The organism is Silvanigrella sp. (genome assembly GCF_044369315.1).
Classification (GTDB): Bacteria; Bdellovibrionota_B; Oligoflexia; order Silvanigrellales; family Silvanigrellaceae; genus Silvanigrella.
Genome location: NZ_JBIPMD010000203.1, coordinates 1 through 5,981 on the forward strand (window position 1 = coordinate 1; position 5,981 = coordinate 5,981).

General features: G+C 28.1%; 7 protein-coding genes and 1 pseudogene. 4 read left to right on the plus strand and 4 right to left on the minus strand.

The genetic code is table 11. From position 1 onward, the window contains the following. From ACIQ56_RS13515 to ACIQ56_RS13530, 4 genes and pseudogenes are all read left to right on the plus strand, one after another. A pseudogene (locus ACIQ56_RS13515) lies at nucleotides 1-403 on the plus strand (hypothetical protein); the annotation flags it as partial. A 79-nt stretch (nucleotides 404-482) separates the two neighbouring features. Continuing rightward, the gene (locus ACIQ56_RS13520; protein ID WP_397601575.1) at nucleotides 483-941 is read left to right on the plus strand and encodes a GAF domain-containing protein; all 459 of its coding nucleotides are present in this window, start codon (nucleotides 483-485) and stop codon (nucleotides 939-941) included. Nucleotides 942-1,037: 96 nt separating this feature from the next. Continuing rightward, on the plus strand, nucleotides 1,038-1,616 hold the full coding sequence (locus ACIQ56_RS13525; RefSeq protein WP_397601576.1) for a sensor histidine kinase: 579 nt from the start codon (nucleotides 1,038-1,040) through the stop codon (nucleotides 1,614-1,616). Then, on the plus strand, nucleotides 1,552-1,701 hold the full coding sequence (locus ACIQ56_RS13530; protein ID WP_397601577.1) for an ATP-binding protein: 150 nt from the start codon (nucleotides 1,552-1,554) through the stop codon (nucleotides 1,699-1,701). Before ACIQ56_RS13525 ends, ACIQ56_RS13530 begins: the two co-directional genes overlap by 65 nt. On the opposite strand, the gene ACIQ56_RS13535 is transcribed toward ACIQ56_RS13530, so the two are convergent. The 4 genes from ACIQ56_RS13535 to ACIQ56_RS13550 form a co-directional block, all read right to left on the minus strand. Further along, nucleotides 1,698-2,483: a substrate-binding periplasmic protein gene (locus ACIQ56_RS13535; RefSeq protein WP_397601578.1), complete on the minus strand. Its 786-nt coding sequence runs from the start codon at nucleotides 2,481-2,483 to the stop codon at nucleotides 1,698-1,700. The two genes, ACIQ56_RS13530 and ACIQ56_RS13535, sit on opposite strands and share 4 nt — an antisense overlap. A gap of 64 nt (nucleotides 2,484-2,547) precedes the next feature. Further along, nucleotides 2,548-3,636 carry a 23S rRNA (cytidine(2498)-2'-O)-methyltransferase RlmM gene (rlmM, locus tag ACIQ56_RS13540; RefSeq protein ID WP_397601579.1) on the minus strand — a complete coding sequence of 363 codons (1,089 nt, stop codon included), beginning with the start codon at nucleotides 3,634-3,636 and terminating at the stop codon, nucleotides 2,548-2,550. A gap of 18 nt (nucleotides 3,637-3,654) precedes the next feature. Further along, the gene (locus tag ACIQ56_RS13545; protein WP_397601580.1) at nucleotides 3,655-4,881 is read right to left on the minus strand and encodes a hypothetical protein; all 1,227 of its coding nucleotides are present in this window, start codon (nucleotides 4,879-4,881) and stop codon (nucleotides 3,655-3,657) included. A gap of 1 nt (nucleotide 4,882) precedes the next feature. Beyond that, nucleotides 4,883-5,981 (minus strand): hypothetical protein (locus tag ACIQ56_RS13550; RefSeq protein ID WP_397601581.1); only part of this gene is annotated, 1,099 nt, incomplete at its 5' end.

The window sequence follows — 5,981 nt, forward strand, 5'->3', positions numbered from 1 at the left end:
ATTATTAGAAGATTTTGGTTATATCCAAAAACAATCCATGCAGTTATTTTCTAAAATGCGCATGATTCCTGCTCAATTTATTGCCTATTTCCAAAATGATTTATGGTTATCTAACGCTCTAAATGCAAATAAAATGGCAAAAGAAATTGAAATGGGATTTTTAGATTGCAGGTATTTAAAAATAATAAATCGAGTTGAAACAAATCAAATTTTTATTCAATTGCCTATTGCATTAAAAAATGAAATTTTTAAAAATTACCATTTTTATACTTTCTCTGAAAACTTAAAAGATCAAAGTTGCACGATACGTTTAGTTACCTCATTTAATACTTCTCTAAATGATGTTCAAAAACTTATTTCTGATTTTAAATCTGCAGAGTACAACTATAGTTTATTAAACTAAAATAAACTACTATAAATTTTGATATTTGTTACTTTTTAACCTAAGATAAAATATTACACTTATCTTAGGGAATTTCTTCATGCTAAAAGCTCCTATTAAAGAAAATGAAGAAGAACGTCTTAAAGCATTAAAAGATTATAATGTCCTAGATACTCCCCCCGAAATTGATCTCGATGAAATCACATTAATCGCATCTTATATTTGCAAAACACCTATTGCTTTAATAAGTTTAATCGACACAAATAGACAGTGGTTTAAATCTAAACAAGGTTTAAATGCAGACGAAACACCAAGAGAAGTTTCTTTTTGTGGTCATGCCATATATCAAGATGAAGTTTTTGTTATTGAAAATGCACTAAATGATGATCGTTTTAAAGACAACCCCTTAGTTGTAAATAAACCCAATGTTACCTTTTATGCGGGAGCTCCTTTAATTACTCCATCTGGGCATAAAATAGGAACCCTTTGTGTTATCGATTCGAAACCTAGTAAATTAGATGATCAGCAAAAACTCATTTTAAAAGCTCTCTCGAATTAAGTCATAAAACTTTTTGAACTTCGCAGACAAAACCAGAAAATTGTTGATAATCAAAAAGCTTTTATTCATAATTCTAAAATGATTTCATTAGGAGAAATGTCTTCTGGTGTTGCTCATGAAGTTAACAATCCACTGATGATTATTATTGGCAAAATACAACTTTTATCAGATTCATATACACAAAATGAAGAAATAAATAAAAATGAAGTCATAAATGATCTCAATATCATTTTAAATGCATCAAATCGAATTGCAAAAGTCGTTAAAAGCTTACGCCAATTTACAAAAAATTCTGAGTATGAAAAAAAGGATAAAGTTTCCTTTTTAAAAATTTTAGAAGATACTCTTTTACTGTGTGAAGAAAAATTTAAAAAGAAAGTTATTGAAATAAAGTATGATCATACTTATAGAATGAGCGAAATATTTATAAATTGCAAACCAACTTTATTTAGTCAAGTTATATTAAATTTATTAATGAATGCTTATGAAGCATTAGAAAAATCCGATAAAAAAATTATAGAAATTAAAATTAAGAATGAAGCAAAGTTTGTTAAAATATGTATTCTAGATTCTGGCCCTGGTATTCCAAAAGAAATTCAAGATGAAAATCATGGAACCTTTTTTTACGACAAAGGAAGTAGGAACGGGTTCAGGACTAGGATTAAGTACTGCTAAAGGAATAATTGAAGAACACAATGGAAAGTTTTATTTAGATACAAACACTAAAAATACTTGTTTTGTTATTGAAATGCCACATTAGTTTTTGTTTAAAGTGTCATCTATCTTATATTTTTTAAGTATCATAGAGTACTTTCCATTTTTTATTATTTTTGCAAGACCTAAATCAAATAAATCTTTGTGTTTTTTATTTTTAAAATAAGCTTTATATGCTTTATTATTAAGATAAATAGAGCATTTTATTTTATCGCTTTTAATTTTAATATCAGGGAACATTTTAATAAAATCTTTTATTTTATAATTTAAAATATAGATATCAGAAACAATTGCATTTATTCTTCCTAATAAAAGCTGACTCGTTTGAGTTAAAGGATTATTAATTTCTCGATAACTCCTATTTAACGAAACAGCGTCATTATATTTTTTTCCTAAATATAATTTTGCTCCTTGAAAAGCAATAATGGATGATTTTGATAAATCATCCATATTTTTAATTGAATTATTTTCTTCTAAAGTGTTTACACAATTATGAAATTTAATATAATTATTTGAAAATTTATTTGGGTCTGCTTTTTTAGAGATATTTCGTGAGGCACCATCAATCTGTGGATCCTTATCAAGATCATCTGCTAATTTTGTTATGGGTACATATATAAATTTAACTAAATAATCTTGAGTTTTAAAGGCTTCACGTATGATTTCAACACTTGCCCCAGAATCAGATTCTGGAATGGCGTATGGCGGAAGGCTATCCCCTTCATAAAGAACAATTTTATTTTCAGCATAAATTGAACAACTAAAAAAATTAAGTAACAACAAAAAAATAGACCTAAAGATCTTATTCTTATGATTAAAATAAGTCATTATTCAACTCCTTTTGCATGTTACTTAAAAACAGGAATCAAATGAATAAAAGATGAATAAAAAACTATCCTAAAGATAACCAAACAGTAACTTCATCTCGATCATGGTATAAATGCTTACATTTTAATTTATAAGAAAGACCTTCTAAATTCAATTCTTGGGTAATTATATTTAAACATTCTTTCACTTCTAAGTGCTTTTTTTTCATTGGCAGTTTCAAATTAAAAATAAAGTCTTTAGCAAGCTTTCTTACAGCCCATTCCGTTATTAATTCTGCAATTCGCTTTGGTTTTTCAACCATGTCACAAACCATCCAATCAACTGGTTTTTTAGGGCGATATTTAAATCCATCTTCTTTTAAATGCTCAACCAATCCTGTTTTCATAAGAGCTGAGTTCATTTCTCCGTTATCAACAGCAATAACATAGATATCTCGCCTTACAAATTGATAAGTCCACCCCCCTGGCGATGAACCAAGATCGACTGCTGTCACCCCTTGCTTCAAACGTAATTCACGTTCACTCTCATTAAAAAAGACAAAAAAGGCCTCTTCTAGCTTTAAAGTGGAACGACTTGGGGCATCATTTGGAAACTTTAAACGAGGAATCCCCATAAACCATTGAGAGGCTTTTTTAGGAGCGCAAAGGGCAATATAACAAGACTGACCTGTTAAAAATAAAAGATGTAATCTCAGAGCTCGTTGGTTTTTATCCCCAATGACATATCCCTTTTTTCTTAATTCAGAGAGCATAGGACTCGTAAATTTTTTACAAAATGTGAGCACTTCTTTATGTTCATCTGTATCAAGTGCTTCAATAAAAAGATCATCTAAATATTTTTTTTCATTTATAATAAATGAAAAATTTTCTTCAAATGCTTTAAATATAGGTATGGTTCTATTTTTTTCAGGAAGATCTGAATATAATTGAGAAGTTAATAAAACTTGCCTTGCAAATACAAGATCGTTTAGCTGCAAATCATTCCATAATGTGACAATTTCTTGAGGATTATGAGCTTGAAAAAGCACATGGGCTGTATTTATCTTTGCTTTAACAAAGCCCTCAATGTTTTTAGCGCTTGCGTATTCCATTATTTCAGATGCACAATCGTTTTCAAAGCCAGCTCGACAATAGAATAGCAAGGATAAATTCATTTGTTTTTATTCTTTCTGTTAAAAAACAGGGGTTGGAAATTTAATTTCATCAACTCCCTTTATACCAAAATCAATTTGAACGCTATTTTTAGCATTCCTGCTTTGAGATACAGCACCCTTACTTTTTATACAAGTTGAATTCGAAGCATCTAAAAGACAACTAAATAAATAAGATTTCGCTTCATAGTTATAAGTAACAGAACCCGCTACTGAGTTCACTGGAGTTTGCCTTGTTATATCATTAATAGTAATACTTTCAGGTGAAGATAAATCTATCCAATAAGAAGAAATAATGACGCTATTTTTCCAGTCTTGATTATCAATTTTTTTACGTTCCGTTACAAAAATAGAATTTTTATCTTCGGAAATTCCTCCAATTTCAAACTGTTGAATTCCATTTTCATCTCTATCTTTTGAAATGATTTCTTTTATTAAAGGACTTCCCCGATCTTTAATTGTGGAAACGTCTATCAAAAATAAATTCATTTTAGCAACTTGAGTATTTGGGTAGGGATTACAAGAAATAACCAATTTACTTTTATCAATCACATTCACTTGTTTTAAAGCATTAAAACAATCAGAAACACCACCTATTTTTTCTGCTGTTTGTAAGTCATCTGAAAGTTGATAAATTGTCGGCTTTATATTTTTATCTTTATAATTACCAATAGAAACAAGATAAACTTTTCCATATGCATATAATAGGGAAGTAACATTTGTTTCAGATTTTAATGGATTTTCTAAATCTTGATATTCTAAATTTGATATTTGTGTGCTTTTTAATATTGTATTTTGTAAAGATAAGTCAGTTTTTATGATTTCACCTCTATCATATCCAATTCCAATTATATTATCATCTACTGAAATAATATTATATAAATTCATTGGAAATTGAGTATGCTCAATCCCAGAATTTTTTGACATTGAAGAAAAATAAGTAACACGAGAAAGTTTTGTAGTTGAAAAACGTTCTGCAAAATAAATTCCTTGAATTTTATTTAAACTATCATATTTTTGAAATACAACGGGATCCCCGCTTGCAGGCCGCGATAAAATAAGATTCGTTTTATTTGTTGCAAAATCAAAACTGTATAAATTACTAAATTCTCCCCATTTATTTGTCACAAAATAAGAATTTGTATCTGAAATTTTCAATTCGGGATTTATGTTATTTTTTTTTCCACAAGCAATAAATAGAGTTGTCAATAAAAATGGGGAAACAATAATTAATTTGTTTATTATCATATTAAAACTCACCTATAAAAGAAATATAAAATCTGCGACCCGGAGGAGGATAACCAATATAACCATTTGTCTGCATTTGCTGAATAAAGCCAGTAGAATTCGAAACTGAAGAATATGTTTCATTTGAAATATTATAAATATCAAATGAAATGGTATAATTTTGAGAATTCAATTTATCTGTTAGAGTATAAGAAATACCTGCATTATAGAGAGGAGGAACATCCATTTCATTTATGTTTGCATAATCTAAATAAAAAGGGCTTTGCCAATTCATATTAAAATAAGATCCAAATAACGCTTGATAATCTAATATATAGCCAAGCAAAATATTTTCAAAGTTTGTCCCTGTATTTATGTAGTGCTTTGCACTCCTTGGAACATAGGTTTCTTCATTTTCTATAATCATTTTTGAAATTAAATATTGATAAGAAAAATATACTTTCCAAAAATCTAAAATATAATAATCAGAATTTATATACATACCGTCTCTATAACCATTTTCAATATTTTGATATTGAGAAGTATTAGGACTTGTTTGTTGTAAGAAAATTAAATTGGTATCATCAGCATGAAAGTAACCAATTTCTCCAAATAAAGTTCGAAAACCTGTTTCAAATTTTTTACTACTCTCAGGTAACAAATTAATATTTGGCAATAATCCTTCAGGTGCGCCATAAAACTCATTTAAATAAGGTCTTCTCATACTTAAAGTATAACGCATAAAATGAATTAAAAATTCATATTTGTTTTGCAATGAGAAAGTATATCCATATATTGATTTTTCTTGTTCCTGAAATTTATTATTACAGGTATTTGAAGCACCTGGGTAATTACAATCCATATTTGAATTTGCTTGAGAGAATGAAACCCAAGCATTCATATTTGCAGAAAGTGAATATTTATTTGTAATAGGAATGACAATAGATTCAAATAAAGAAAATCTTAAATCATTTCTATTTGCTGTGACATTACTTTTATAATTCTCACTTAAATTAGAAGGAACCAAAGTCTTTGTTTTTTGATTGGCTTGTAATAATTCTACAGAAAGACCAGATTGTTCTTGAGTTAAAATAAATGACGGCAATAAAAACCATGACTTT